This is a genomic window from Sporosarcina thermotolerans, assembly GCF_030067815.1.
Lineage (GTDB): Bacteria > Bacillota > Bacilli > Bacillales_A > Planococcaceae > Sporosarcina > Sporosarcina thermotolerans.
This window is the reverse complement of sequence record NZ_CP125968.1, coordinates 3,329,969-3,356,778: the sequence shown is the minus strand read 5'-3', so window position 1 is coordinate 3,356,778 and position 26,810 is coordinate 3,329,969. Positions and strand designations below refer to the sequence as shown.

Sequence of the window (26,810 nt, the reverse complement as noted above, 5' to 3'; positions counted from 1 at the left end):
AATCAAATGTATGCCATAAAAACCCGAATGTTGGAAGGAGGGGTACGATTAAACCTTTTGCAGTAAAGAAATGCGTTCTTTATAAAAAAAGGAGGAATGAAATTGAGGAAAAAACGTGGTCGAAGTCAGATGCGAATTTTTAGTATTGTAACGGCACTCCTTATGGTGTTTTCTATTTAACACCAGGAATGGCAACGGCGGAGCAACAGAACAAACTACATCAGTCGTTCAAAGACTCTGCTGTTAACGCTACATCAAAAGTTAGCAATGACTTAAATCAAATCTTTAAGGACGAAGAAACAGTTACATTCTTAGTTAAATTCAATGAGCAAGCAGATACAACGAAAGTAGCAAACAGGCTAGACAAGATGCAAATAAAGCTAGTCTTTCCGCAGTGACAACAGAGTTGATGGTGAGGTCTGCAGTAGTTTCCGAGCTAAAAGCAACTTCACTAGAAGCGCAAGCAAACGTTAAAGAATTCTTGGAAGGTCTCCTCTCGACAGGAGAAGTAAAAGACATTACCTCCTACTATATTGTAAACGGTATGGCTGTTACAGCAACGAAGGAAATTGCCGAGAAGATCGCTAGTTTCCCTGAAGTTGAAAAAATCCTTCCGAACGAAACGCGCGAACTATACACAGCAACGAAAACCGAAAATGCGGTTGCACCAGCATCCGGCCTTGCAAACGTTGAATGGAACGTTGAGCGAGTGAATGCGCCAGACGTGTGGGCAATGGGAATTGACGGTTCTGGAACAGTCGTTGCAAGTCTTGACACAGGTGTTCAATGGGATCACCCAGCATTGAAAGAAAAATATCGTGGCTATGATTCTTCTACGGGTCAAGTAAACCATGTGTACAACTTCTTTGATGCTACTCGTGCAGCTCGCGAAGCATCTTATGATGACCATGGGCATGGAACACACGTTACTGGAACAATGGTCGGAAGCGAGCCGAACGGTTCCAACCAAATTGGTGTTGCTCCAGGGGCGAAGTGGATTGCGGTTAAAGTATTCGATGCGGCTGGCAGTACATCAGACGCTATTTTACTAGCTGCAGCACAGTGGATTTTAGCGCCACATGATCGAGATGGAAACGTTCGTGTCGATCTTGCTCCAGATGTTGTTAATAACTCATGGGGCGGTGGTCGCGGTCTTGACGAGTGGTATCGTGACGTAGTTATTAACTGGAGAAACGCGGAAATTTTCCCTGAGTTCTCTGCAGGAAATACAACATTAACGAATCCGGGTGGACCTGGATCAATTGCAGTACCAGCAAACTATCCTGAATCGTTTGCAACTGGTGCAACAGATATCAACAACAAGGTAGCGAGTTTCTCTTTGCGCGGACCTTCGCCATATGGAGAAGTTAAGCCTGATATCATTGCTCCAGGGGTAAACATTCGCTCCTCTGTACCGGGTAGCGGTTATGAAGGTGGATGGAATGGAACTTCGATGTCTGGTCCAGCTGTCGCAGGGGTTGCGGCTTTGCTTCGCCAAGCGAATGCTACAATCACTGTCGATGAAATGGAACAGATCTTACTCAGTACTGCGGTTCCGTTAACAGATAGTCAATATCCAACAGTTCCTAATAACGGATATGGACACGGTCTTGTTGATGCGTATGCAGCAGTTTCAACAATTGCTAGTGGACTTGGAACACTTAGCGGCCAAGTTACTCAACACGGTGAAGATACTGAAGCACCAGTGTATGAGCACTCAGCGCCTCTTGAGACATATGCGGGTATGGACCTTGATTTAACAATCAAAGTGAGCGATAACATCAGTGTTTCTTCTGTTACTTTCCAATACCAAGACGCAGATGGAGCTTGGCAAACGATGGAAGCTACACGTAAATCCGGAGACTATAAGTCCGGTGTGTATGGTGTATCGGTTTCTGGTGATAAAATCGCTGGCAACGCATTCACATACAAATGGACAATGAATGACTTCGGTAATAATGAAGTGACAACTGAAGAGTATATAGTTGCTGTGAAGCAAGGAATCACAGTTGGCTATTTCGAAGACTTTGAAACAAATCCAGTCGGTTGGGCATCATTTGGAGCAAATGATACATGGGAGTGGGGTATTCCTACATCAGGGCCAAACAATGCGGCTTCTGGTGAAAAGGTATACGCTACGAATCTATCTGGTCTCTACTTGAATAACATGAACGCAACATTGGTTATGCCTCCGGTTGATTTACCTGAAGGAAATGCATATCTACAGTTTAAACATTGGCATGAGTTTGAGAAGTCTACACTTGGAACGACTTGGGATTACGGCCATATTGTAATTTCCACAGATCGTGAAAACTGGACGCGTCTACTGAAAGTTGATGGCTCTTCAGATGGTTGGGTTGACGTACAAGTCGACTTGTCTGAATATAGCGGACAACGCGTCTATCTCGGATTCAATGCATTTTCCGATGGAAGTGTAGGAAAACAAGGTTGGTATCTCGATGATGTCGCGTTAACTGATGTTGCACAACCAGCGAAAACATCAATCGGCATGCCGAAACCAGCGAAATTGACGGATGCTGAACTTGAAATGGAGAAAGAAAAAGAAGCAACTGAAAAACCAATGGATCCAAAAGATCTTGTGATTGATTTGACGAAAGAGGAAGTTGCAGCTCCGTTTGTGGACATGAACGGAAATAACCTTTCTGCATTGCCACTCGGTGCGAAAGTGACTGTTCTTGAAAACAATCGTACTGTCAATACAAATCCGGCAGACGGTTCGTACACAATGACACTTGGCGCAGGCACATACACTGTGAAAGCAGAAGCGTATGGATTCCAATCTACGGCACAAACTGTCACAATCACAGATAATGGAACAACTACTGCCAATTTCACATTGGAAGAAATCCAAAAGGGACGGCAAGTGGTAAAATCACAGATGCTGCAGGAATTCCGGTTGAAGGAGCAGTTATCATGCTTCTTGAAGATGCGAATATTACTCCTGTCGTATCAAACGCTGACGGAAGCTATTCAATCACAGCGTATTCCGGTGAATATACGATGAAAGTGATTGCAAATGGATTCCATAGTAAAGAGGAGTCTATTACAATCGGACCTAACGGGATTGTCAAAGATATTATCTTGGATCCTTTCTTCACATATCCTGGTGGAGAAATAGCGTATGACGATGGTACGGCTGAAAATGCTCGTGCATTTTATGACGCTGGAAATGGCTGGGCAGTTAAGATGTCCCTTCCGGAAGGCAAGAATTCCGCGATCGTCTCTGAAGGTATTTTCCGTTTCTGGACTTCAGAATGGCCAGTACCAGGCGGAACGAAATTTGCAGTTGAAGTTTGGGATGCAAAAGGAACAAATGGAGCGCCAGGCAAAAAACTTGCAGGCCCAATCGATGCGAATGCTAAACGGGATGGCGGGTGGACTGTCGTTGACTTGACAGAACATAACATCGCGGTTGACGGTGATTTCTACATGGTTTACATTCAGACTCATATCAACACGGCTTCACCAGGATTGGCGACGGATGAAAACGGTCCGAATGCTAAGAGAAGCTATGAGTATGTTGGCGGCGTTTGGGCTCCAGCACCTGCTGACGAAGGAAACTACATGATCCGTGCACGTGTAAACTATGAAGTCGATGGACCGGTAATCACGACTCCTGGCGCAGTAACAAACAATGCAAATGTTGTAGTTGAAGGTAAAGCATCTCCAACAACAACAATCACATTGAAGAACAATGGTAATAATGTTGGATCCGTCACAGTTGGCGAAGATGGCGCATTTGCATTCCCAATTGTTATGACTGAAGGTCAAAACGTATTCACGGCTGTTTCTTCACTGAATGGTAGAGTGACAGGTGAATCCGCACAAGTTACATTTGTGTTGGATACTGTGAAACCAGTATTGTCGATTACAAGCCCAAGAACTGGCACAAACACGAAAAGTGAAGTAGCAACTGTTACCGGTAAAGTTTCCGACGCCAACCTTAGCACCGTAACTGTCAACGGACAGAAGGCAAATGTTGCTGCGAATGGAACTTACTCAACGCGTATTCTTCTTGACGAAGGTGAGAACGTCATCACTGTAGTCGCGAAAGACGCTGCAGGTAACGAAGAAACAAAATCTGTAACTGTTTTTGCGAAATTCTCTGAACTTGAGATTTCTAACCTTACTCCGGCATCAGATCTTCATGTAGGGGTTGGCCAAACTGTAAAAATCGAGTTTGATAGCGAAGCAGGATTAGCTGCCACATTCTCAATCCACATGCCACTAACAAATCTTGGGTTGAGCAGTGAAAACGCGCTTGAGTTACCAATCAGAGAAGTCAGCCCTGGCCACTATGTAGGCTACTGGACTGTACCATCTGGCGTAGTCGCAGCAGGCGCTCGCATCGAAGTAAAAGTGAAAGACATTTACGGTAACGAAACAAGAGCATTTGCGAATGGTAAATTGTATATCAACGTGCAATGATGCATTGTAAAGGTACCTGTGCATGAAACGATTCAGATTATGCACTACAATTGCATAAAAAATAGTGAAGAAGCCGATCTGGTCAATGACCGATCGGCTTCTTTTTGAATTAATATTCACTATGTTGAATTGTCATAAATGTGTCGCGCGCAGGTACCTTTACAATCAGTTCGCAGATTTTAACTCGTTAAAAATGAAGTCCTTTGTGTCTTTAAAGCTGAATACGGTCTTAATAAGGCCGACTCCGGTGCATAATAATGGATTGTTTTTCCCTCTTTATCTTCTGGGATAACGCTTGTGATTTCAATTACTTCATTATACTTCCCAGCTGGGACTTCCATTGTTAAGCCAGTCGCAGTCATCATACCGACGGATTTGTTGGCATCGTTCTTGTCCCATTTCGGTTTGTTCGCAAGTTCGACGACAGCTGTCTCGTTATTCCCTAACGTATTGATGAGGTAGACGAGTTTAACTTCTTCGCTGCTAACTATGTATTCCTTGATTGTTTCGGTAGTCACTCCGCCTTTTTCATGGATGTATACTGAATCATTACCCTCAGAGTCGGTCGATACGTTCACTGTTTCAATTGATTCTACCGTTTGTCCTTCCGTATCGTAATGGATATACTCCCGCGTCATGCCAATAGACGGAAAGTACTCGGATATGTCAATTGCTTCGGCCGTTTTTTTATCTACCGTTTTATTGTCCGATGAGCAGCCGCTGAGAACAAAAACGAAAGCAAGCAGGGCAGCCATGAATACTAGTTGTTTTTTCAAATTAAATCCCCCTTTTCCAATCTTTATTTTAACATTGAGGCAGAAGGATGAACATACTTTTCGGATTAATAGTGCAATTGAGTAAGTATACAAACAGAAAAGACGCTATTTCGTTCAAATTCGAACAAAATAGCGTCTTTGACTGTCAGAAGGGCTCGGTTTTTGATTAACCTAAAATAAGCTGTTTCAGTTGATCGACTAATTCAGGGCGATACTTCTTACCGATTAATTCAAGTTGAATTTCATTGCCATTGATGTAAAGATTTCCTTTAAATTCGATGTCTTCAATGTCTGCGTAGGCGATTCGACCACTGTTGCTCCACATATTGTGATAGTAGATGGCTTCATTAGACAGTAGGAAACCGTCTTTGGCACTTCCGAATGCCGTATTATCGAAAAGTAGATAAGGTGTTTCTTCCGTTGAAAGTTTGGCATACGAGCCTAAAGCTCCTTTGAGCCTTTTTTGTGATTTGGTATCGTCTCTGTCGCAAGGGTAGAAGTACCCCTCTATGTTTTTATTTAAAGATTGATAGAATCCTTCAACCTTTTTTGCGAAGTTTTTTGTTTTTATCGGTTTTTCAACAATAGTTGCTGTATGAGCTATTGTCTCCAAAACGGATTCTTCGCGTGTGTCTATTACCGTCTCTTCATAGCCTATTTCTTCATTAGTTTCCGTTTCAGTTGGTTCCATTAATTCGATATTCTCAGGTTCATCGTTAATCATATCTGATAAATCAAAGATTGCATCTGCAATTGGTTCAAGTAAGTCATCCCAATAAACAGCTTCCAAAATGCTTGGTTTGCATATAACCTCTTCTCCGTTGCTCATTAATAAGACGATATGTTTGTTGTGGGACTCGCCTCTGCAGCCGACCTCTTCAATAGCTGTCAATGGGAAAGAGCGGTTATTTTCCTTTAAGTTAAGATGCAGGCGATGATTGGTTATTGCAAATCCTTTTTTTGCGGTACTCCAGATTGTGTCGTCAAAAAGAATAAGAATTTCTTCGTTCTGACTAAGTGTTACATATTCATGGATAGCATTTGCATAGGCCTTCGGATTTTCATTCGGTAGGAAAAGCTTTTCACGCACTTTCTTTTCCTTGATCGAAATGATTCTTTTCTTGATGGCGGCGTATTGATCCGATGCCGATTGCTCTTCGCGAATATTATACGTTTTGGAAATGAGAGCAACTACTTTGATAAGGAAACTGACGTAGTTAGATAACGTGTCTCGTTTAATAGATACAATCTGGATTTTATCATGATCATTGATGATGATTTCATCTTTGCTGTTTGTGATTTTTTCGATAGAACCTAATAGTATCTGCTTTGGTTTGCTAAAGGTATTTTTGTAATAAAGGTGGCGATTCGTCAATAAAATCCCGCCTTTACCGTTTCCAAATGGGCTGTCATCCATTTGGAAAATCCCCCATTCACCCTGTTCAAGTCCGTTTTCTGTCAAATGAGATAGAGCGTTTGAACATTTGGTAATCGCTTCGTCGAATAGAAGTGATAATTCTCGCTGTGCAGTTGGAAGGCTTTCCATTAATTCGTGGATAATCTCCCTAACATCACTTGATGAATGAGCGACTTCTCCAGCCTCGGCTTCGATAAGATAGTCAAAGTCGAGCCTTTTAAATTTCTCGATTCTGTTCTCTAACTCCTTGTAGATGGGTTCCAATTTTTCCTCGTCTATTCCGAAAGTAAAAGAGTGTTGTAAAATCTTTTGTTTAATAAATTCGGCGTCTTCTTCGTCTTCGATATCCGCTTGCTCGACGATATCAAAAAGTTGATTCATCTTATAATTAAAAAGCGGCACTCCGAAGTTATCGGCCATTTTCCCTAAACTACCGTCAGGATCTCCCGTAATCGAAAGGACTTTTAAATAGATTTCAAAGTCAGTCGGATCAATTTTCAATAAATCAATAAGAACTGATTTTTGTTCTTCCTCCGAAGAAATCCGCTCAATATTGGATAACAACCCTTTTTTACGTTGGTAATCGAGTTCTGTAAATTCTTCCTTCAGACCATATCCTAATTCTTCATTGATAATCTGAATAACTGGTTTGTATAAATCAAGAATATCTATGTACAGGCCATTGACTAAAGAATTGCATAACTCGGGATTCTTATAAAGCTTGCCCTTTTTAACACTATTCGCCATGGCAGAACCGATGCTTCCAATGATATTAAATGTGCCATGTAGCACACCCGTTGCCAAGTTCAGTGCACCGGCCGTAGCCATTCCTTTGACTGCCCCTTCCAGGCCAAAACCACCACCGGAAATTCTGCCGCGATATTCCCTGCGAGCCGTCCGGTACGCATTCAACTCCTTGGCGTTATCAATGATTTTTTCATACTCACCGCAGACAAAATCATAGCCATCCAATAAATTATCAATTGATATGTAGTGCTTGAAAAAAATTTCTTCATCAACCGTGTAGATCTTCCAATCCCGAAGCAGATCAGCTGTAAATTCAGCTACCTCCGCCATATAGTTCATCGCAGTATCCATTGAATGTTGAACTACATTTTCAATCGTTTTGAATTGAGCATAATCCTTTTCAAATTTGTCCGCGTACTCCATCGCCAACTGTTCGTATTGCGAACGTAATTCGTGAAATAGTATTTCCTCTGGAGAAAAGCTGATAGGTCTTTGCATGACAATGAATTCTTCCATTTCGACACACCTTTCAAATCAAAAGAGTCAATAACATGACTTTTGATTTATTATTTATATATAATAGTATATTCCTAAGATTAAAGGTGTTCAATGATATCTTTTTATGAAAAGTGGAATAAGAGTGTCTTTTTAAAAGGGATGGCGTTGTTATGTATCGCAACGTAAATGCGCTGCAATATTAATGTTTCGCATCACAATGTAAGACCCTGGCGAGATTCAACGATTGAAGTATCCTCTTCACTTCCATACACTTACAGTATGGCTAAATGAAAAGTGTGAAAGGCGTGAAGAAATGAGAATTCATTCGACGAAAAAGCTGTTTGACGAAATACCGTTTAAGCCGGAAGCGGATACGGGTGAAGAAGAAAATCCACTTTTTTCGTGGCATGCAAATTTGCTCGTCATTGATCGACGGAAAACCATTGTGCTGATGAATGACAACAACCGATACACGATTGTTTTGTATGGATTAAAAGCGAAGGACTTGAAAGTCTTGGATGGGTTGATTGTGGAAGCGATTCGGAAAACATTCAAGTCGGAGCGCTTAAGCGATGAGGTTATCGAACAATATATTAGTGCGGCAGGGGCTGTAACGTTTCATAAAACGAAAAACCGTTCACTGGTTGCAAGACTGAATAAAGCCGTTGATAATGTTTGGTTTTATTCTCGGGAAATGGACAAGGCGTTGCTAATCAATACGAATGTAAGCAAGAATGCGAGCCGGTTATTGGGCGGTGGTGGAAATTCACCATCCACTTACCCGTATAAGGAATTATTCAAGGACTTGAAATCTCTTGTTGAAGGCCCGGTTTTTAAAACAAGAGCTGCTGTCATGAAAGTCTCGATGCAATTGGGGGAACACTCCATTTGGAGAAGGCTGTTAGTACCGCTTGACACTTCATTTTATGAGATGCACCGGATTTTGCAAATTGCGTTCGACTGGCATGATTATCATTTGCATGAATTTTACTTATATGATGAATCAAAAACGGATGAACCTGAATTTGAACACTCGCCAACCTACACTTCGTATGGATACCGGCCGATGTTGAATATTGTAATGAATGAAGAGGCGGTTGCCTACTCGGGTGATGTTGAAGTGAAGTTAGAAAAGGGACTTCTGCTTACCGATTTCATTCCACCACATACTTATATGAAATATATCTACGACTATGGTGATGAATGGAAGCACGAAATTTTCATCGAAGAGATTGTGACAAGGGATGATCTCCAATCACCAGTTTGTTTAGAAGGTGAGGGAACAGCACCACCGGAAGATTGCGGAGGTGAGCCTGGATTTGATAATTTCCTGAAAATCATGAGCGATCCCTCAAATCCCGAATATGAGTCTATGAAGAGTTGGGCAAGGATGCAGTTGTACCGTGAGTTTGATATGGGATTGGTGAATGGGAGATTGAGGAGATATTAGGTTGTTAATGCTGGGTTCATTCAGGGGCTGGATGGAGAAATGGCTCAGTGTTTAATAATATGATCAGGAAAAAGCTCCGAGGAAAGGTGAATCCATATGGGGATTGAAGCAATTGAAAAAGGGCTTTATAAGTCTGATTTGGAGACCGCTACGTTTGGAATGGGTTGTTTTTGGGGACCAGAAGCCCGTTTGGAAGTTTACCAGGTGTAATTCGGACGCGGGTCGGTTATACGGGCGGGACAACGCCGTCCCCGACTTATCGGCAAATGGGCAATCATACGGAGACTGTGGAGATTGATTTTGACCCGAAGATTTTGCGGTATGAGGATGTCCTACGACACTTTTGGAGGAATCATTATCCGAATCGCGATCAATATAAAGGGCGGCAGTATTTATCTTTACTACGTTGTCATGACGATAAACAGCTTGAGCTTGCTGAGATAGTGAAGCGGGAAATGGAAGAGGAACTTGGTGAATCGATTGAAACAGATATAGCAGAGCTTACAGGCTTTACGTTAGCGGAAGAACGTCATCAGAAATATTATTTGAAGAGATATCCGAAGGCATTGGAGCAATTGGGAGGGCTTTATCGTGGGGCGGACGAGCTTTTAGACTCTACGTTTGCCGCCCGCTTGAATGGATTTGTTAAGGGTTTCCGATCTAAGGATAGTTTGCTGGAGGAGATTGCAGATTGGGAAATTGATGTGGAGGCTAAAAGGGTGTTGTCGGATCTATTCCGGCAAATGAAATGGTGACGGTAGATAAGATGAAGTGTTACTATGGGAAGTCTTCCATGTTTAATGGGAAGTTATAGCGCTTCTATGGGAAGTTCTCCGTGTTTAATGGGAAGTTATAGTGCTTCTATGGGAAGTTCTCCGTGTTTAATGGGAAGTTATAGTGCTTCTATGGGAAGTCACCCGTGTTTAATGGGAAGTTATAGCGATTCCATGGGAAGTCTTCGCCGTTCAATGGGAAGTCAAAGCGATTCTACGAGAACTAATCAAAAAAAAAAGACCCAATCAGGGTCTTTTTCCAATTTATTAAGGATTTGTCGACCAAAGTCCAGCCGATTTCAGTACGATTCTTGGATGTAGCTTTAATTGTGCAACCATTACTTCTGCAAGATCCTCAGGTTGCATGACTTTCTCAGGGTTTCCATCAGTGAGATTCCCTTCGATTGCCAAGTCAGTTGCCACTGTGCTTGGTGTTAATGCCGTCACGCGGATGTTGTGCTTTCTGACTTCAAGCATAAGTGATTCTGTGAGTCCCAATACACCAAATTTCGAAGCGCTGTATGCACTTGTAGCAGGCGCACCTTTTTGCCCAGCTGTTGAGGAGATATTGATAATATCGCCTGTTTGTCGTTCGATCATTTCTGGCAGCACTGCGCGTGTGACGTAGTACATGCCCATCAAGTTGACATCGATTATTTGTTTGAATTCCTCAGGAGTGAGTTCAAGGAACTTGCCGAATTTACCGATTCCGGCATTATTAATTAAAATATCAATTGGTCCAAGCTCCGATTTTACATGCTCGACAGCAGCGATTACGGATTCATTATCGGACACGTCTGCAGCAGCAAACGAAACTTTTACACCAAATTCACTTAGTTCTTCAGCGACCTTTTCAAGGTTGGCAGCAGTTTTCCCGATTAAACCTACGTTAATGCCTTCTTTCGCGAAGGCAATTGCTGTTGCACGACCGATTCCACGCCCAGCCCCAGTAATAATCGCATTTTTGCCAGATATATTTTGCATAATCAAATCTCCTTTCATTACATTGACATGTAGTATAACAAACAGCCACACTTCATCCTATAGAAACGATTTATGGGAAAGTTCGGTCAGAAGAAAAAAGAAGCCAAGTTTCCGATTGGAAATTGGCTCCTTCAAATCAATCCTTACTCCATAAAGTCCCATAATTCCTCATACGCTTTTTGATATGCATCATTTTTCATCGTGCCCATCCGATAGACCATTTCCGTCCCTTGGTAGAGAAGGAAGCCTTGTAAATCATAGCGTTTTGCAAACTCCAAATAGGTTTCGAAGTTTGGTAAGCCGGCTCCTATTTGATGTGGGGAATAGGTGTCAATTTCCAATGTGATGCTGCTTCCTTTGATTTGCGCTTCGAGAAAAGCTTTATGCAGCTTTGCTTTCGGATCACCGAGGTTTAGTCGGAAGGTGTTTGGCTGCAAGTATGCACCATCGAATCCGTAGTATTTCCAGTTACCGAAATTAGTCGTGCGTGCATGTGGCGCATAAATGAATTTCTTATTCAGTTTATGGATAGCTGCAGCTGTATCCGTAACTAACAGTTCGTCATCTGCATGAATTACGGTTTCATTCACCCAGTAATATCCAGTAAGTGTTAAGTTGGTCAATCCTGCGCGCTTCCACTGCTGCTCGACAGTTGAAATGTACCAGTTCACCATTTGTTTGCGATTATCGAGTGTGTTGGGCAGCTTTTTACCGTTTAGGTCAATCAAGTTACCATTGCGTTTTGGATATGGAATTCCGATATAGACTTTCGCTTTTCTATTTGCCTCCACGGCAGCTTCATTCAATGGGCGTAATGGGCCAGAAGGTGAGAAAAGTTTATCTGCAAACCATTTCCAGTCACTGTAATTCGCAAGGTTTTTAGGAGTTTCTTGAAATTCCCCATTAGGATATTGTCTACCCATAACTATAAATGTATCGAAAAAGGTCGAGTCCCCTTTGGCAAGGTAAGGTGCATAGAAGTCCTTGTCGAATGCCTCTTTTTCAGAACCGCTGTAAATCAAAACACCATTTTTATTCCCGTAGCCTTTAAGTTGACAGGCCTTTGCTCATATTTCATTAGTGAATTACTGACCGGATGAACTGTCGAACCGGCCTGGCTCACTGCATACGATATGGCGGCAGTCTCATCCGTGAAAGTTTTTAAAATGCGTCCATCTTTTTTCACACTATATTCATGTGGTTTATCGTAGACGCGTTTGAGGAATGTCGAAAACTGTGCCCGGTTAACGGCGACAGTCGGCTTAAATGTACCGTCTGAATAACCTGTCGTGATTCCATTTTCTGCAATCCCATCGATAAACTTGTAATATGGATTGCCCTTCGCCACATCTTTAAAGAAAGAAGTGCCTTTTCCGTTGTACCCATATGCAACGGCGAGCGCCTTAGCCATCTCATCGCGAGTGAGTGGCTGATTCGGGTTGAAACGGTTTCCTGTAACGGTGAAGAAACCTTTATTCGCCGCTATCATCATTTCCGAATACCCACCCATCGTCGGCTTCAAATCAGCGGGTTTTACTTGTGGCTGCTGGATAGTTGGCAGCTTTAGAGCACGCACAAGCATGACAGCCGCGTCTTTTCTCGTTAAAACAGTAAGTGGTTTGAATGAACCATCCGAAAATCCGCGTATGACTTGCTTATCCGTCAAAAAGCGAATTTCATCATGCGCCCAATGATCTGTTGGGACATCCTGAAAACTTTGAGCGGCTGCGGTATTTGCCAATAAAAAGAAGCTAAGTATGAATGCAGTAAAAAGTTTGAGTGGTTTCATTGTTTCTTCCTTTCTTGTTGCTATTTTAGTTGAAATTAGACCGCTTGCGCACAATCTTTTTTATCTCTATACATTGCCTCATCAGCTTTTTGTACTAATTCTTGGAAATTTTGTCCGTCTCCCGGATATATCGAAAATCCTATTGATGCCCTTACAGTTGGGAAACCGTCCAAGTGCTCTTCAAAAGCTTGGTGAAGATTTTTAATATATTCCGCTCTAAACCCATCTGTACAATTAGGTACAAGAATCAAGAATTCATCGCCGCCCCATCTTGCGACCAAATCCTTCTTATCAACTGACTTTTTCAGGCTTGTAGCGATTTCGGTCAACAGTTCATCGCCTTTATGGTGACCGTATGTATCGTTGATAGCTTTAAAATCATTAATATCGATTAAAATAACGCCTAACTTTTTACCATTCTTATCACATACTTTAGCGTTTCTTTGAAAAAACCGTTCAATCGTCCGCCGGTTAAAAGTATCTGTTAGAGGGTCTTTTTCAGAGAAATACTTAACCCGATCAAACTGTTTCCCACCCCACAAGGCTATGATTAAGAAAAATGTAGTTAAAATAAAAAAATCCGCTTTAAAAGGTAAATTTAGATACTGATGATAATAAAAATAACGCATTACATTAAATAAACCGACGACCCCAATCGCAATGATCCGACCATTAAATCTCAAGAATTTCACCTGTTTTCATATATTCATAAGGTATAATACCACAGAAAATATGGCTGTGTAGGAGTAAATAAGTATATTTAGGTAATGTAGGTTAATTGATGGTGGTATACGTTATAAGGTAGCCGGGACTATCCCCAAAAATAAATTCCCCTCTATATAAAACCCACTAAATTGGTCAATGCTGTTTTCAACGTTATCGTTGAAAGGAAGGTTCTTCTATTGTTTACACGGACACTGACGTTAATTTGGATATTCTTCATATTGGTCGCAGGTTGTACATATAGCGCTCATGCATTTTTGTATAATCAAGTTATTCACTTCACCCCATTATTCGACCCGACATTCGCAGATCTGTTGATCACAACCGACTTTAATTGGACGAGCAGGTTTTTTTGGATTCAGAAATTCGGCCATATGACTGCGTTTGGAATCATGTATATTTTAGTTCTCTCATCAATCCAAAAAGAAAAGAAATCATTGATCATATGTACGGTTTTTGCCTTGATTACAGAAATCATGCAGTTGTTTTTCGGGAGGAATGGAAGGTTTTATGATGTTGGGATAGATTTTATCGGGATATTTGTAAGTTTTGCGGTTTGTCATTTCCTATTAAGGGGATATATTATTACTAGGCAGAGTGAAGCGTAAACCCACTACGCCGTGGGGAAATAATTTGTAAATGATACTCCTTCTGCAAATGAAGGGGTTTTTTTATTGGGAGGGTATATTACCTTTTCATTCAAAATTCTACTATTTCCGACACTATTTGATGGTATACTATATTAATAGAAAACTAAATAGAAAGAGGAGACAAAATGAAAAATAGAGTACTGCGCAAGTTAGCGCTTTTACTGACGGTTTTTGCGCTGACGCTTTTGACCAATCATATTGCGAAAGCGAATGAGCAAGTTGTTTTTATTCCAAATAGCGCCGAAACAGGGAAAATTATTCCTGGTGGTAAAGAGAATACTTATTTGCTTCCTTTAGAAGAATCCGGGACATTGACACTCAGCGTAGATTCGCGTATCGATATTACGTTAATTACGCTGGAAGATATGTTAGGGAATATTATTTATCAAGATAAATCGTATGATGGAACGTTGCTTGAGGCTTCCAAATGGATCAAGTCGCTCGACTTGGAGAAGGGAACCTATCTTATAAAAATTAGTGACGGTGCGTATATTAAAAAAGAATCAGGTATTTTTACGGTGACGAATAAGTTTATTCCTGCTAAAAATCAGGAACTTGAGCCGAATAATGCGATTGAACTTGCAAAGGATTTAAAACTCGATGCCGAGCCCCTTCGTGGTTTCATTAGCTTGAATGATACTGCGGACTTCTTCAAAGTAGAGTTGAAGACAGCAGGTAAGCTGAAGTTGAATTTTAGCTCTTATTTAGATGAAGTGAATATTTCGTTATTCGATGGCAATGGAAAAGCATTGTTCAGTGAGCAGGTTAAAGGCGGTAAGAATGGCGAGCCTTCTAAGCTGAGTCAGCTTGCTAACTTGGAAAAAGGGACTTATTTTATCGGAGTAGAACAGGTTCGTTATAGCGATAGCACGGGAGTTTATACACTCCAAGCACTGTTCGGAACGGTAGATAATGAGACTGAACCGAAAGATAATGTTGGGCCGACACAGGCTCTTGCATTCTTAGATGTTGCGGATCGATACAAAGCAGCTGTCGATTACCTTGTGGCAAATAAAATTACACAAGGATTTTCCAAAACTGAATTTGGTGTTTATGCGAAAATTAAGCGAGTGGATGCTGCAGTCTTGGTCGTGAAGGCGTTGAATTTAGACACGACATTTGTAAAAGATGCAGGATTTAAAGATGTACCGGCACGTGCTGCGAATGCAGTAAATATACTCGTCGAAAAAGGAATTATGGAAGGCGAATCGAAAACGATTTTCGGTTCGGATGCCGAGCTAACACGAGGCGAAATGGCCTTGATTCTTTCGAAAGCTTACAAACTTGACGGAGCAGATACAACTATTCAATTCAATGATGTGTCAGACAAATATAGTGCTGCCGTAAAAGCACTTGTGAAGTACAATATCACCCAGGGAACAACTGAGACGCTATTTGGTACAAGCAACTCCATCACACGTGGAGATATGGCGATTTTCATTCACCGGGTGGAACAATTGAAAAAGTAATCAGGACAACCCCTTGCCGATGGCGAGGGGTTTTATGTTCTATGGGAAGTCATGATGCGTTAACGGGAAGTTAATGATGTTCTATGGGAAGTCATGATGCGTCAACGGGAAGTTAACGATGTTCTATGGGAAGTCATGATGCGTTAACGGGAAGTTAATGATGTTCTATGGGAAGTCATGATGCGTCAATGGGAAGTTATAGATGTTCTATGGGAAGTCATGATGCGTTAACGGGAAGTTAATGATGTTCTATGGGAAGTCATGATGCGTCAACGGGAAGTTATTGATGTTCTATGGGAAGTCATGGTGTGTCAACGGGAAGTTATAGATGTTCTATGGGAAGTCATGGTGCGTTAACGGGAAGTTATAGATGTTCTATGGGAAGTCATGGTGCGTTAACGGGAAGTTAATGATGTTCTATGGGAAGTCATGATGCGTCAACGGGAAGTTATTGATGTTCTATGGGAAGTCATGGTGTGTCAACGGGAAGTTATCGATGCTCTATGGGAAGTCACGGTGCGTTAACGGGAAGTTATCGATGTTTTATGGGAAGTCATGGTGCGTTAACGGGAAGTTATAGGTGTTCTATGGGAAGTCATGGTGTGTCAACGGGAAGTCATTATTAGCTGGCTCTTTTTTGTTTGTGGTGCTTTAGGTTGTGACTATCACCCCATGAATGGTAAACTATTATAGAATTGATAGACTCTTGAAATTATTTAGAAAGTGAATGGGGGAGAATACATGTCTGATGAAGAAAAGGTATTGTTGGATTTTCTGAAAGTTAATTCTGCGTATGAAGCGAAGGTTATTCCGGGAACGGGGACGTTTACATTTTTATCGAAACTCACGGGGATTCCGCAAGTTTGGAAGTTAGATTCAAATGGGGAGCCGGTTCAATTCATAGAGACGCATGACCGTGTTTTGAGCGTGTATCATTCGCCAACCGGTGATCGGACGGTAGTCGGGATTGACAGTAAGGGGAATGAAAAGCAGCAATTGTATATTGTGGGACCGACGGGTAAGGATCCGGAAGTTCTTGTGGAATCGAAGGATCATTTCCATTATGTTGGTGGTTGGTCGAAGGATGGTCGTTATCTTTCTTATTCCAGCAACCGTCGTCATCCTGGTCAGTTCGATGTGTTTATTATCGATGTGGAAACTCGGGAAGTGGAGCAGGTATTTACACATGATGCGAATTGCACCCCGCTTGGGTGGCTTGATAATGAATTCCTATTTGTCAGCATGATGGAGACAAATATTGATCGAATCATTTATCTCGTAAATACCCGGACAAAGAGAAAGTGCGCCTTGGCAATGAAGATGTGCTTGCTCGGATGAACTCGCCGAGGGTCGGGAATGACGAGGGATATGTCCTTACGGATACGAATGAAGATACACTTCATTTATGCAAGTTCACGCTGGATAACCCTGGACATCTTGAAAAGTTGCTTCATTGGGAGAAGTGGGATATGGAGGAAATTGCACTTTCACCTGATGGCGACTCGTTATCTTTTACACTTAATGAAGGCGGCATCACGAGGCTCGGGATTTATTACCCGAAAACCCAAACTTACGAACTGATTGATTCGCTTCCTGACGGTGTTATCGGTTCAATGTCGTGGCTGGCGAATGACTCATTTTTATTCACAATGAAAACTCCGACGAACCCGGGAGATATTTGGAAATATACAGTATCTACGAAAAAGGTGGAGCGCCAGACGTTCATCGGGCAATCGGAAACAGTCGGCGATTATTGGAGGGAGCCTGAACTTTATTCCTATAAATCCTTTGATGGTTTGGAGGTTCCTTACTTCTTCTATAACCAGGATGGCGATCAGTCAAAGCCTGCCGTAATTTACGTTCATGGCGGTCCAGAAGCGCAGTCGAGAGCCGAGTATAACCCTGTTTTGCAATATCTTGTTTACAAAGGATTCGCGGTGGCGGTTCCGAATATCCGCGGAAGCAACGGGTATGGTAGGACTTTTTTGAAATTGGATGATGCGGACAAGCGGCTTGATGCTGTGGCGGATTTGGCAAGTTTGGCGGGGGCTTTAGTTGATGCCCATCAAGTAGTGCCGGATAAAATTGGCATCATGGGTCGAAGTTACGGAGGATTCATGGTATTGTCCGCGTTGACTCAGTATCCGGATTTGTGGGCAGCGGGAGTAGATATCGTCGGTATGTCGAACTTAAAAACATTCCTAACGAATACTGGTGTATGGAGAAGGTACTTGCGCGAGTATGAGTACGGAACGCTAACAGAACATAGTGATTTCTTCGAAGAAAAACCGCGCCGATCAATCTAACGCATAAAATCACTGCCCCTTTATTAGTGTTCCATGGAAGGAATGATTCACGCGTTCCGGTCAGCGAGGCGGAGCAGATTGTTGCGGATCTGAAAAAACTGGACAGGGAAGTTGAGATGGTCATTTTCGAAGATGAAGGCCATCAGACGGAAAAGATAGAAAATCATATTACAATGCACACGAAGACAGTTGAGTTTTTTGAGCGGTATCTTTATGCGGGGCTGAAAGTTTAAGGGATTAGGCCGACCTTTATGGTTGGCTTTTTTTCATTAAAAGCATCCTGTTCATTAAAACAATAATAGGCTGCATCCAAGTTTTAAGAGCAGCCTAAGTATATTTCAATTACTGATTCATTGCCATTACCAAGGAGATTCGAAATTAATATTCTTTCAGCGATATCCTGGTTCATACTTTCTTGCAAAGTTATGTGGGTTTGATACAAGATAGATAATACCTTCTATAAGTCCTATTAAAGCCGGAATGTACGTCCAACAAAATAATAGATAGATAATCCCCATCCCCATCTACCCAAGTAAAATTTGTGGATTCCTAGTCCGCCGAAAAAGATTGCTAAAAGTCCTGCCGCTGTTTTACTTTTAGTATATCTCATATATCCACCATCATTACTAACAGCTGTGGCTGCACTTGAGCTAGAAGAGGATGAACCACCGCCAGCGTTCATAAATACCATTGGCTGTTTATTGTTCATATTATCTTCTAACCGTTCAATTTTTTTCTTATTATCGTCAAAAAGTTCATCTACACAACTTTTACAGTAATTTTTCCCTTTTAATTCAGTATTACAATTTGCACAGATGAATTTGCCACAACCAACACAAGTCCCCACTGACAATTCATCAGTATGTATATAACAATTTATCATAATTTATTCCCCCTTCAAAAATTATCCCATAGTTATAATTTATCATATCATTCAGTAATACAAAATACACTATAAATTCGGAAGAGTATGAAACAAAAAAGATGTGCGATTGTAAATTGAATTAGTATAATAGTAGAAACATCACCAAGAAATGAGGATATCGACTTGATTAAAAGACCTATGAAGCCTTTAATTGCACTACTTACACTCCTTTTTGTCATGATGCCGTTTACTCAGGCGGCAGCAGCGGAGCCGTTGGATGCGATTCGACAGCTGATTCAAGAATATTATGTTGACGAGGTTCCGGATGATGTTCTCTTAAAAGAATCAGCAAAAGAGATTGTTGATGGACTGGATCCGCATTCAATCTATATGACGAAACAGGAATATGAGGCTTTTATTAACGGAATCGAGCAGCGTATCGTTGGGATTGGCGTTGTGTTGGAGGAAAGTGATAAGGGCGTAAAGGTGATTTCGGTAATAAAGGATGGTCCCGCTTTCAAATCGGGTCTGCTTCCGGGCGATGTGATCACCAGAGTGAATGGAATATCGTTAACAGGGAAATCTGTCCAAGCCGTAGTTCCGTTGATTGGTGGAGAGGAAAATACGTCAGTCACTTTGACGATTGAACGCGGAAATAGCCTTCCAATTACAAAGACGATTAAACGTGCGGAAATCCATTTGCCGACGGTCGAATCGGAAATGCTTGGTGGGAATATCGGGTATATCCGGTTAAATAGTTTCGCGACTAATTCAGCGAAGGAGATGGCTGAGGCGATTAATACCCTTGGCGACACGGATGGTTTAATTTTAGATATCCGGAATAATGGTGGAGGCTATATTACGGCCGCACAGGAAATCGCGGGATTTTTCCCTAATGTGTCGCAGGCGTTCCAAATTCGAGAGAAAAATAAGACTCCGGCAATCTATCGTTCTGTTAATCAGGAAATAAAGATTAAGAGTCCCGTGTCATTGCTAATCAATGAATATAGTGCAAGTGCGTCGGAAATGCTTGCGGTTAATTTGAAAGAACAAAATGCTGCGAAGATTTTCGGACAAACTTCCTATGGTAAGGGCACAGCGCAATCAATGTTTGCTTTCCAGGACGGAAGCGTTTTGAAATTGACGACTGCCCGATTTTTTTCACCAAAGGGGATTGCCGTTGATAAAGTCGGTGTGACGCCAGACGTAGTGACGGCTACCAATGAAGAAGTGAATACAGCACATTATGACCAGCTTCTATATAAGTTTGCCGGCTATTCGCCATTTCCGGTAATGGAAAATGTGAAAACGACAAAGACATTTACCATTCGCATGAGCAAGGATATGGATTGGAGCCGTTTGGATGAACGTGCAATTCAATTGATTGAGCTTGGTGGAGAAGAAGCTGAAGTCCGTGTCGCCGTAAAGGACGGAAGAACAGTGGAAGTAACGCCCGTTTCACCGATGATTTCGGGTAAAGATTATTTATTGGTCGTACACCCTCTGTGGAAGGATAAGTCCGGGGTTATGATGGGAAATGGGATTTACTTGAAGGTAGTTGTTGAATAGGTGGTCAAGAAAATGGGAGGTCAACCTGGCAAGGCTTGGTTGACCTCCCGCTTTTATTATCCGATAGGTACGACGCTTAATCAAATGCTTGAAGTTCTCCGCAAAATTCACATGCTCGCCCCAAGTTCTCCTTAGTAAACGGATCACGATAATAAGCCTCAAACCCACCGCAAACAGCACATTCTACTTCATGGATGAGTTCACGTTGCCCTAAAAGTTTATCGAGTAAACTGTCAAAATTCAAATTACCCTCCCCCTGGAATTTTGTTGTTAGTTAATTTATTACAACTCATTGGGAATTATGAGGATGGTAGTATTCAAGGGCGTTATTTAATGTGTGGCGGAAAGGTAAACAGAAATATTGCAAATAGAACCCATCGTGCTTCAATTACTTGTCATTATTTTGTGAACGATATGTGAAGCTTGAGAAAATGCCTGTTAAATTAATAGTTTGTGAGATATTATTGGAGAGGTAATGATAACTGTTCTCATTGGAAGAGGTGAGGGGTTGGCTAATAGCAAAATAGTTAAGAATTTGGCGGTTATGTTACTGCTTTCTTTCTTTTTTATAGTGAATGGAACGAGCGCTTTTGCGGCTTCTTTGGATGATGGCCTTTATACGGTTGAATACGAGTTGTTGCAAGCCGATAGTGACTCCGTGTCCATTGCAAACGATTATTTTGTGAAACCTGCGTTGCTTAAAGTGAAGGACGGAGACGCATACATGCAGTTAACCGTGAATCATAGCAACTGGGTGAAGGAGTTAAAAGCGCAGAATGACGATGACTTCGTAGATGTAAATGTTATCGGTTGGGATGATGAAGCGGATTTACGCGTCGTTGAATTTAAGATTGATAGTGATCTTTCAGAGCCATTTCTGCTAAAAATGCGTGTTGAAATTGAGGAAATGGAGCCGGCTTACAACCATGCCTATACAGTCCGGGCTGCTATCAATCTTGATTCCGCTGAAATGACGGATACGGGTTGGTTAGGTGAAACCGAGTCCGAAGGCGATACAGGAAATACTTTTATTTACATAGCGATTGCAGTGGTTGCTGTTGTAGCATTCCGATTGTTGCGATCTAAGAAAAAGAACTCAAAGGAGAGTTAAAGAATGAAGAAAAATTTGATAATGCTTTTAACAGCTATTCTTGTACTGTTTACAGCAGTGCCTGCACTACCATCAGCCGCGGCTGAAGTGAATGCGCAAGACCAGCAAACATATGAACTTCCATTTACAGTACTTCAAGCAGATAAAGACGAAGTGTCGGCTGCTGGGCGACATGTGGAAAGTCCTGCACAAATCAAAATTGAGGATGGAAAGACAATTGCCTATATGACATTGTTGAATAGCCAATACTGGCAATCTATGAAAATCCAAGATGGCAATGAATTTGTTGCTGTTGAAGTTGTTAGTGAAGATGAAGAAGCAAAAACAAGACTTGTTAAGTTTGAAATTAAAGATGTTAAAAAGATACTGAGTGCGAAAGCTCATATTATCGTTACTGGAATTCCAGGAATGGGCACATATGACACAGTACATGATATCCGTTTCCAATTTGACGGAAGCAATGTACCTGCTGATAAAGAAAACGTGTCAAAGAGGAAGAAACAGATAAACCAGCAACTACTATAAAAGAAGGCAACTATACAATTGACTTCACGCCATTGCATGAAAAGGAAGATAAAGCTTCTAGCATGGCAAGACATATGGAAACAAATGCAACATTGACTGTGAAAGACGGTAAGAATATCGTTACTGTTAAATTGACGAATAATGAACAAGTTACAGGATTCCAAGTGGAACAAAACGGTGAATTCATTGATGCGAAAGTTGTAGCGGTGAATGTAGAAGAAAACATCCGCACGGTTTCATTTGAAGTGGCGGACCTTAATCAAATCATGAATGCGAAAGTGACTGTTCATGTTGCTTCAGCAAATTATACAGGTAATCATGTAGTGCGCCTTGCATTTGATACAAAAACAATCACGCCGGTAGGTGCTGAGAAAGCTCCTGTTTCATTTAAAGACATCAATAATTCTTTCGCAAAAGAATATATTGTAGCACTTGCTGAACAAGAAATCCTTAAAGGGAAAACAGCAGAAACTTTTGCTCCGGACGATAAGATTACAAGAGCTCAATTTGCAATGGTAATTGCTCGTGCCTTGAAACTTCCAACACAAGAAGCTACAGGTACATTCTCTGATGTTACTAAAGATATGAAAACGATTGTTCAAGAAATTGAAGCTGCAAACCGTGCAGGCATCGTTTTAGGGAAAAACGATGGCAAATTTAGTCCCAATGAAGAGATTACGCGTGAACAGATGGCGGCAATGATCATTCGCGCAATTGAATACAAAAATGCATCCGTTCTTAAGGATGTTAATACAAATGTAGTATTTGCAGACGCTGGTCGCATCAATGACTATGCTAAAACAGCTGTAACACTATCTGCTGGCCTTGGCATCATTGACGGAAGCACTGTAGACGGCAAGAAGGTGTTCCAACCTAAAGACAGCGCAACTCGTGCACATGCTTCTAAAATGGTCTACAAAATGCTTGAAGTAATTAAATAATTTTACATTCAATTGCCGGCGTCGCACCTACAGTGACAGCCGGCGTTGTCTGTATATGAATAAAGGAGTTTAAGATGAAAAAGAAAACACTCTTTTCGATGGTAATTGCGTTGCTGCTTGCACTATCAATTCCTATTACAGGTCAAATGCATGCAGCGGGCACGACATACGCTGATGGTGATTATACCCTTCCTTTCTCAGTCTTAAAGGCAAATTCGAATGAAGAATCGGCGACTGTTGACTATATGGTGAGTCCTGCAAAAGTGAAAATGCAGAATGGCAAGGCGACAGTAACTGTCACATTGAACAATAGTTCATGGTGGCAATACTTTAAGGTTCAGGGAAAAGATGTGCAGGTTGTGAGCGAAGCGAACGACAAACGAATCGTCAAATTTGATGTTGAAGACATTTCACAAACAGTAAACGCGAAAATTCACATCATTGTAACGGGGATTCCAGGATTAGAGGGATATGACAATAAATATGATATCCGACTTGTTTTCAACACATCTTCCATTCCACCGGCACCTGTTGAAAAGCCAGTGACGCAGCCTGCTAAGGAGACAAAACCGGAAACGAAACCGGAAACGAAGCCTGAAGCGAAACCCGAAGTGAAGAATGAAGTTAAGCCAGTGCAGAAGTCTACTGAACAGAAGACTGAAAAACCAGTCGAGAAAAAAGAAGTTTCCAAGAATGAACCAACTGTGAATAAAACCGAGACGGCAAATAAAACCGAGACTGAAAAAGACAAGAAGTCGGAGAAGCCTTTGACAAAGGAAGATGAAGTTGACTCGGAAGAATCTGATGATGTATTGAAAGACGAAGAAGATGAACTACTAACAGTGGAAGAAGAACTTGAAGAATCCGCGGATGAACTAAAAGAAGCTTCAATAGAGGAAACTGCGCAAGAAGAGGCTGTTGCAGACGAGGTTGTCGTTGAAAAGGATAGTTCGAACAAGTCCTTGTTCATCGTGCTTGTAGTGATATTCGCAGTTGTAGCAGGCGGCATTGCATTTGCAGTTATGAAGAAACGCGCTCGTAAATAAGTGCGCGCAAGGAGTTGTACAGAAATGAAAAAGGTAATCGGCTTAGTCGGATTGTTGTTCCTTGTAATTATAGCGGGCTGTTCATCTAACAACGACAAAGTTGTCGGACAGACGCCGCACGTAGGGAAGGCGATCGGATTGTTGCGACAACCGTCGCATTGACTGAAATTATGGATGCGCTTGAGATTGATTTAGTTGGCGTACCTTCGAGCTATAAAGAGTTGCCTGAAAGATATGCCGATGCGAAAGAGGTCGGCAATCCGATGAGCCCAGATATGGAGACACTTCTTTCATTGAAACCGACGGAAATCTTTTCAGTGACAACGTTGAAATATGATTTGCAAGAGATGTTTGATGAACGTGGTATCAATATGACGTATGCGAATTTAGAAAGTATCGACGCAATGCATGAAGAAATCTTGCGCATCGGTGAGAAATACGATCGCTTGCAGCAGGCAGAAGCCTTAGTAGCTCAGTTCGAGGAGAAGGTTGCTGAAATCGAAGCAGCTTCTGAAGGGAAAGAGAAGCCGACTGTATTGATTCTGCTTGGGATTCCTGGAAGTTATTTGGTTGCAACTGAGCATTCCTATATTGGTGACCTTGTGAAACGCGCTGGCGGCGTGAATGTGATTACTGGCGAGGATGTAGAGTTTTTATCCTCTAATACGGAATATTTACAGCAGTCGAATCCGGACATCATTTTGAGGGCCGCGCACGGAATGCCCGAGCAGGTAATAGATATGTTCGATAAGGAATTCAATTCGAATGATGTATGGAAGCATTTTAATGCCGTGAAGAATGGTCGTGTTTACGACCTGAAGGAGCAATTATTCGGTACGACAGGCAACTTGGCGGCGGTAGAGGCGCTTGGTGAGTTGCAGAAAATGCTTTTTCCTGAATGAAGAAGGCAGGTTGAAATATGTCTTGGTTAACTAAAAAAACGATCAGTTTTATAGCCGTTATTGCGTTGTTGGCAATTGTTTTCGTGAAATCGGCATTGACGGGAAGCATTACGGTTACGCCGTTTGAATTGATGCACGGATTGCTGACAGGTACAAATGATGACGTTGAAATCATTAAGGATCTGCGCTTCCCAAGAATTTTGATAGCGGTGTTTGCGGGTGCGGCTTTGTCGGTAGCTGGGGCGCTGCTGCAGGCGGTCATGCGCAATCCGCTTGCTGACCCCGGTATCATCGGGGTGTCTGCCGGTGCCAGTTTCATGTCCATTTTGCTCATTGCAGTTTTTCCGACATTGTTCTTTTTCGTGCCGTTATTTGCATTTTTAGGCGGGGCGCTTGCGTTTTTACTCGTCTATTCGTTGTCCTGGAAATCGGGACTTGATCCGCTACGGATGATCTTAATCGGTATTGCGATCAATGCGCTGTTCACTGGACTTAGCCAGGCGATTGGGTTTAGCGGAGGAGGGCTTACGCAGTCAATGAGCCAGGTGGCGACTTCGACGTTGACAATGAAGAAGTGGAGCGATGTAGACGTAATTATGCTCTATGGAAGTATCGGGATTTTCCTTTCCTTTTTGTTTATAAATGGTGCAATTACTTGGCGCTCGAGGATAAAACCGCAAAGAGTTTGGGAGTCAATGTGAATCTCGCAAGGTTCGTTATTGCGTTGATAGCCGTGTTGCTTGCATCTGTCGCGACGGCGGTTGCGGGTATGTTTGCGTTTGTCGGACTTCTCGTTCCGCATATCGGGAGGACGCTCGTTGGCAATGACCATAAGGTGCTCATTCCTTTTTCCGCATTGGCTGGAGCGCTTTTAGTCCTGCTTGCGGATACGCTTGGACGTGTATTGATTGCACCGAATGAAATCCCCGCATCAATCATCGTCGCGGTAATCGGTGGACCATTCCTCATATTCTTGTTGAGAAAGAGTGATCGTATTTATGGAAATTAAAGATGTCACGTTTTCCTACGATAAAAAGTTGAATACATTGCATGGTGTGAACGGCGCTATCGAAACTGGGAAAGTGACGACGATCATCGGTCCGAATGGATGCGGGAAATCAACATTGCTTGGTGTCCTGTCGAATCACCATCGCCCTCAAGAGGGGGAAATCGTTTTGGACGGCAAGTCGTTGACCGATTTCAAGCCAAAAGAACTTGCGAAAAGGCTTGCCGTCGTCCATCAGCAAAACAATGCCCCGTCCGATATGACTGTGGAGAAGCTGACAGCTTACGGCCGGATCCCTTATAAAAATCTCTTCTCTTCATCGACGAAAGAGGATGAAGAGGCGGTTGAATGGGCACTCACCAGCACCAACTTGCTTGATAAAAGGAAGACGCCGATTGACGAGTTATCCGGTGGACAGATGCAGCGCGTCTGGATCGCCATGGCGTTAACCCAGAAGACGCCCTATCTGTTTTTGGATGAACCAACGACGTATCTCGATATATATTATCAATATGAGCTGCTTGAACTCATTCGCTCGTTGAATAAACAGCACGGTATCACAATCGTCATGGTCTTGCATGATATTAACCAGGCAATCCAATTCAGCGATACAATCATCGCGATGAAAGACGGGAAGATTGCCGCGAAAGGTGCCCCTGCGGATGTTATAACTGCTGATGCGATTAATGAGATCTACGGCGTGCAAGTGGTCGTTAAGCATGATGAGCAAGCGGGGATGTATATCGTTCCAGTTGGGATTTAAGGTGAAAAAGGAAGCGAACAATATTTGGATCGCTTCCTTTTTCAATGGGAT

19 protein-coding genes and 5 pseudogenes are annotated in these 26,810 nt (G+C 42.1%); 16 read left to right on the top strand and 8 right to left on the bottom strand.

Annotated elements, in window-relative coordinates; genetic code table 11:
• The first annotated feature begins 96 nt into the window (after positions 1-96).
• A pseudogene (locus QNH10_RS21295) lies at positions 97-4,449 on the top strand (S8 family serine peptidase).
• Positions 4,450-4,628: 179 nt separating this feature from the next.
• Here the strand turns inward: QNH10_RS21295 and QNH10_RS18785 are convergent.
• Positions 4,629-5,225, bottom strand: coding sequence for a hypothetical protein (locus QNH10_RS18785; protein ID WP_283732778.1), 597 nt, complete (start codon positions 5,223-5,225; stop codon positions 4,629-4,631).
• A 166-nt stretch (positions 5,226-5,391) separates the two neighbouring features.
• Positions 5,392-7,905, bottom strand: coding sequence for a hypothetical protein (locus QNH10_RS18780; RefSeq protein ID WP_283732777.1), 2,514 nt, complete (start codon positions 7,903-7,905; stop codon positions 5,392-5,394).
• A gap of 295 nt (positions 7,906-8,200) precedes the next feature.
• On the opposite strand from QNH10_RS18780, the gene QNH10_RS18775 reads away from it, so the two are divergent.
• Positions 8,201-9,337 (top strand): plasmid pRiA4b ORF-3 family protein, encoded by a 1,137-nt coding sequence (locus QNH10_RS18775; protein WP_283732776.1) that lies wholly within the window; start codon positions 8,201-8,203, stop codon positions 9,335-9,337.
• Between the two features lie 96 nt (positions 9,338-9,433).
• Positions 9,434-10,092, top strand: a pseudogene (msrA, locus tag QNH10_RS18770) (peptide-methionine (S)-S-oxide reductase MsrA).
• A gap of 285 nt (positions 10,093-10,377) precedes the next feature.
• Here the strand turns inward: msrA and QNH10_RS18765 are convergent.
• From QNH10_RS18765 to QNH10_RS18750, 4 genes are all read right to left on the bottom strand, one after another.
• Positions 10,378-11,094, bottom strand: a complete 717-nt coding sequence (locus tag QNH10_RS18765; protein WP_283732775.1) for a 3-ketoacyl-ACP reductase — start codon at positions 11,092-11,094, stop codon at positions 10,378-10,380.
• 143 nt (positions 11,095-11,237) lie between these two features.
• Positions 11,238-12,116 (bottom strand): DUF4855 domain-containing protein, encoded by an 879-nt coding sequence (locus QNH10_RS18760; protein ID WP_283732774.1) that lies wholly within the window; start codon positions 12,114-12,116, stop codon positions 11,238-11,240.
• Positions 12,113-12,883 (bottom strand): S-layer homology domain-containing protein, encoded by a 771-nt coding sequence (locus QNH10_RS18755; RefSeq protein ID WP_283732773.1) that lies wholly within the window; start codon positions 12,881-12,883, stop codon positions 12,113-12,115. Before QNH10_RS18755 ends, QNH10_RS18760 begins: the two co-directional genes overlap by 4 nt.
• Positions 12,884-12,918: 35 nt before the next feature.
• Positions 12,919-13,566: a GGDEF domain-containing protein gene (locus tag QNH10_RS18750; RefSeq protein WP_283732772.1), complete on the bottom strand. Its 648-nt coding sequence runs from the start codon at positions 13,564-13,566 to the stop codon at positions 12,919-12,921.
• Between the two features lie 219 nt (positions 13,567-13,785).
• On the opposite strand from QNH10_RS18750, the gene QNH10_RS18745 reads away from it, so the two are divergent.
• The 5 genes from QNH10_RS18745 (at position 13,786) to QNH10_RS18725 (ending at position 18,264) form a co-directional block, all read left to right on the top strand.
• Positions 13,786-14,214, top strand: coding sequence for a VanZ family protein (locus QNH10_RS18745; protein ID WP_283732771.1), 429 nt, complete (start codon positions 13,786-13,788; stop codon positions 14,212-14,214).
• Between the two features lie 167 nt (positions 14,215-14,381).
• Entirely contained in the window at positions 14,382-15,725 is a 1,344-nt protein-coding gene (locus QNH10_RS18740; RefSeq protein WP_283732770.1) for an S-layer homology domain-containing protein, read from the top strand.
• Between the two features lie 741 nt (positions 15,726-16,466).
• A complete protein-coding gene (locus QNH10_RS18735; protein WP_283732769.1) occupies positions 16,467-17,063 on the top strand; it encodes a TolB family protein in 597 nt (198 codons plus the stop codon).
• Complete coding sequence (locus QNH10_RS18730; RefSeq protein ID WP_283732768.1) at positions 17,027-18,031, top strand: S9 family peptidase; 1,005 nt, start codon at positions 17,027-17,029, stop codon at positions 18,029-18,031. The genes QNH10_RS18735 and QNH10_RS18730 overlap by 37 nt, the downstream gene beginning before the upstream one ends.
• Before the next feature lie 26 nt (positions 18,032-18,057).
• A complete protein-coding gene (locus tag QNH10_RS18725; protein WP_283732767.1) occupies positions 18,058-18,264 on the top strand; it encodes an alpha/beta hydrolase family protein in 207 nt (68 codons plus the stop codon).
• A gap of 156 nt (positions 18,265-18,420) precedes the next feature.
• Here the strand turns inward: QNH10_RS18725 and QNH10_RS18720 are convergent.
• A pseudogene (locus QNH10_RS18720) lies at positions 18,421-18,641 on the bottom strand (TM2 domain-containing protein).
• 438 nt (positions 18,642-19,079) lie between these two features.
• Between QNH10_RS18720 and QNH10_RS18715 the strand changes: the two are divergent.
• On the top strand, positions 19,080-20,465 hold the full coding sequence (locus tag QNH10_RS18715) for a S41 family peptidase (protein WP_283732766.1): 1,386 nt from the start codon (positions 19,080-19,082) through the stop codon (positions 20,463-20,465).
• Positions 20,466-20,541: 76 nt separating this feature from the next.
• Here QNH10_RS18715 and QNH10_RS18710 read toward each other — a convergent pair whose 3' ends face one another.
• Positions 20,542-20,709, bottom strand: coding sequence for an acyltransferase (locus QNH10_RS18710; RefSeq protein WP_283732765.1), 168 nt, complete (start codon positions 20,707-20,709; stop codon positions 20,542-20,544).
• A 264-nt stretch (positions 20,710-20,973) separates the two neighbouring features.
• On the opposite strand from QNH10_RS18710, the gene QNH10_RS18705 reads away from it, so the two are divergent.
• The 7 genes and pseudogenes from QNH10_RS18705 to QNH10_RS18675 all read left to right on the top strand — a co-directional run bounded on the left by QNH10_RS18705 (position 20,974) and on the right by QNH10_RS18675 (position 26,759).
• Entirely contained in the window at positions 20,974-21,576 is a 603-nt protein-coding gene (locus tag QNH10_RS18705) for an NEAT domain-containing protein (protein WP_283732764.1), read from the top strand.
• A gap of 3 nt (positions 21,577-21,579) precedes the next feature.
• Positions 21,580-22,101 (top strand): NEAT domain-containing protein, encoded by a 522-nt coding sequence (locus QNH10_RS18700; RefSeq protein ID WP_283732763.1) that lies wholly within the window; start codon positions 21,580-21,582, stop codon positions 22,099-22,101.
• Between the two features lie 32 nt (positions 22,102-22,133).
• Complete coding sequence (locus QNH10_RS18695; protein ID WP_283732762.1) at positions 22,134-23,042, top strand: S-layer homology domain-containing protein; 909 nt, start codon at positions 22,134-22,136, stop codon at positions 23,040-23,042.
• Between the two features lie 74 nt (positions 23,043-23,116).
• Positions 23,117-24,088 (top strand): NEAT domain-containing protein, encoded by a 972-nt coding sequence (locus tag QNH10_RS18690; protein WP_283732761.1) that lies wholly within the window; start codon positions 23,117-23,119, stop codon positions 24,086-24,088.
• A 24-nt stretch (positions 24,089-24,112) separates the two neighbouring features.
• Positions 24,113-24,990 (top strand): annotated as a pseudogene (gene isdE / locus QNH10_RS18685) (heme ABC transporter substrate-binding protein IsdE).
• 17 nt (positions 24,991-25,007) lie between these two features.
• Positions 25,008-25,999, top strand: a pseudogene (locus QNH10_RS18680) (FecCD family ABC transporter permease).
• Positions 25,989-26,759: an ABC transporter ATP-binding protein gene (locus QNH10_RS18675; RefSeq protein WP_283732760.1), complete on the top strand. Its 771-nt coding sequence runs from the start codon at positions 25,989-25,991 to the stop codon at positions 26,757-26,759. Before QNH10_RS18680 ends, QNH10_RS18675 begins: the two are co-directional and overlap by 11 nt.
• Positions 26,760-26,810: the final 51 nt, after the last annotated feature.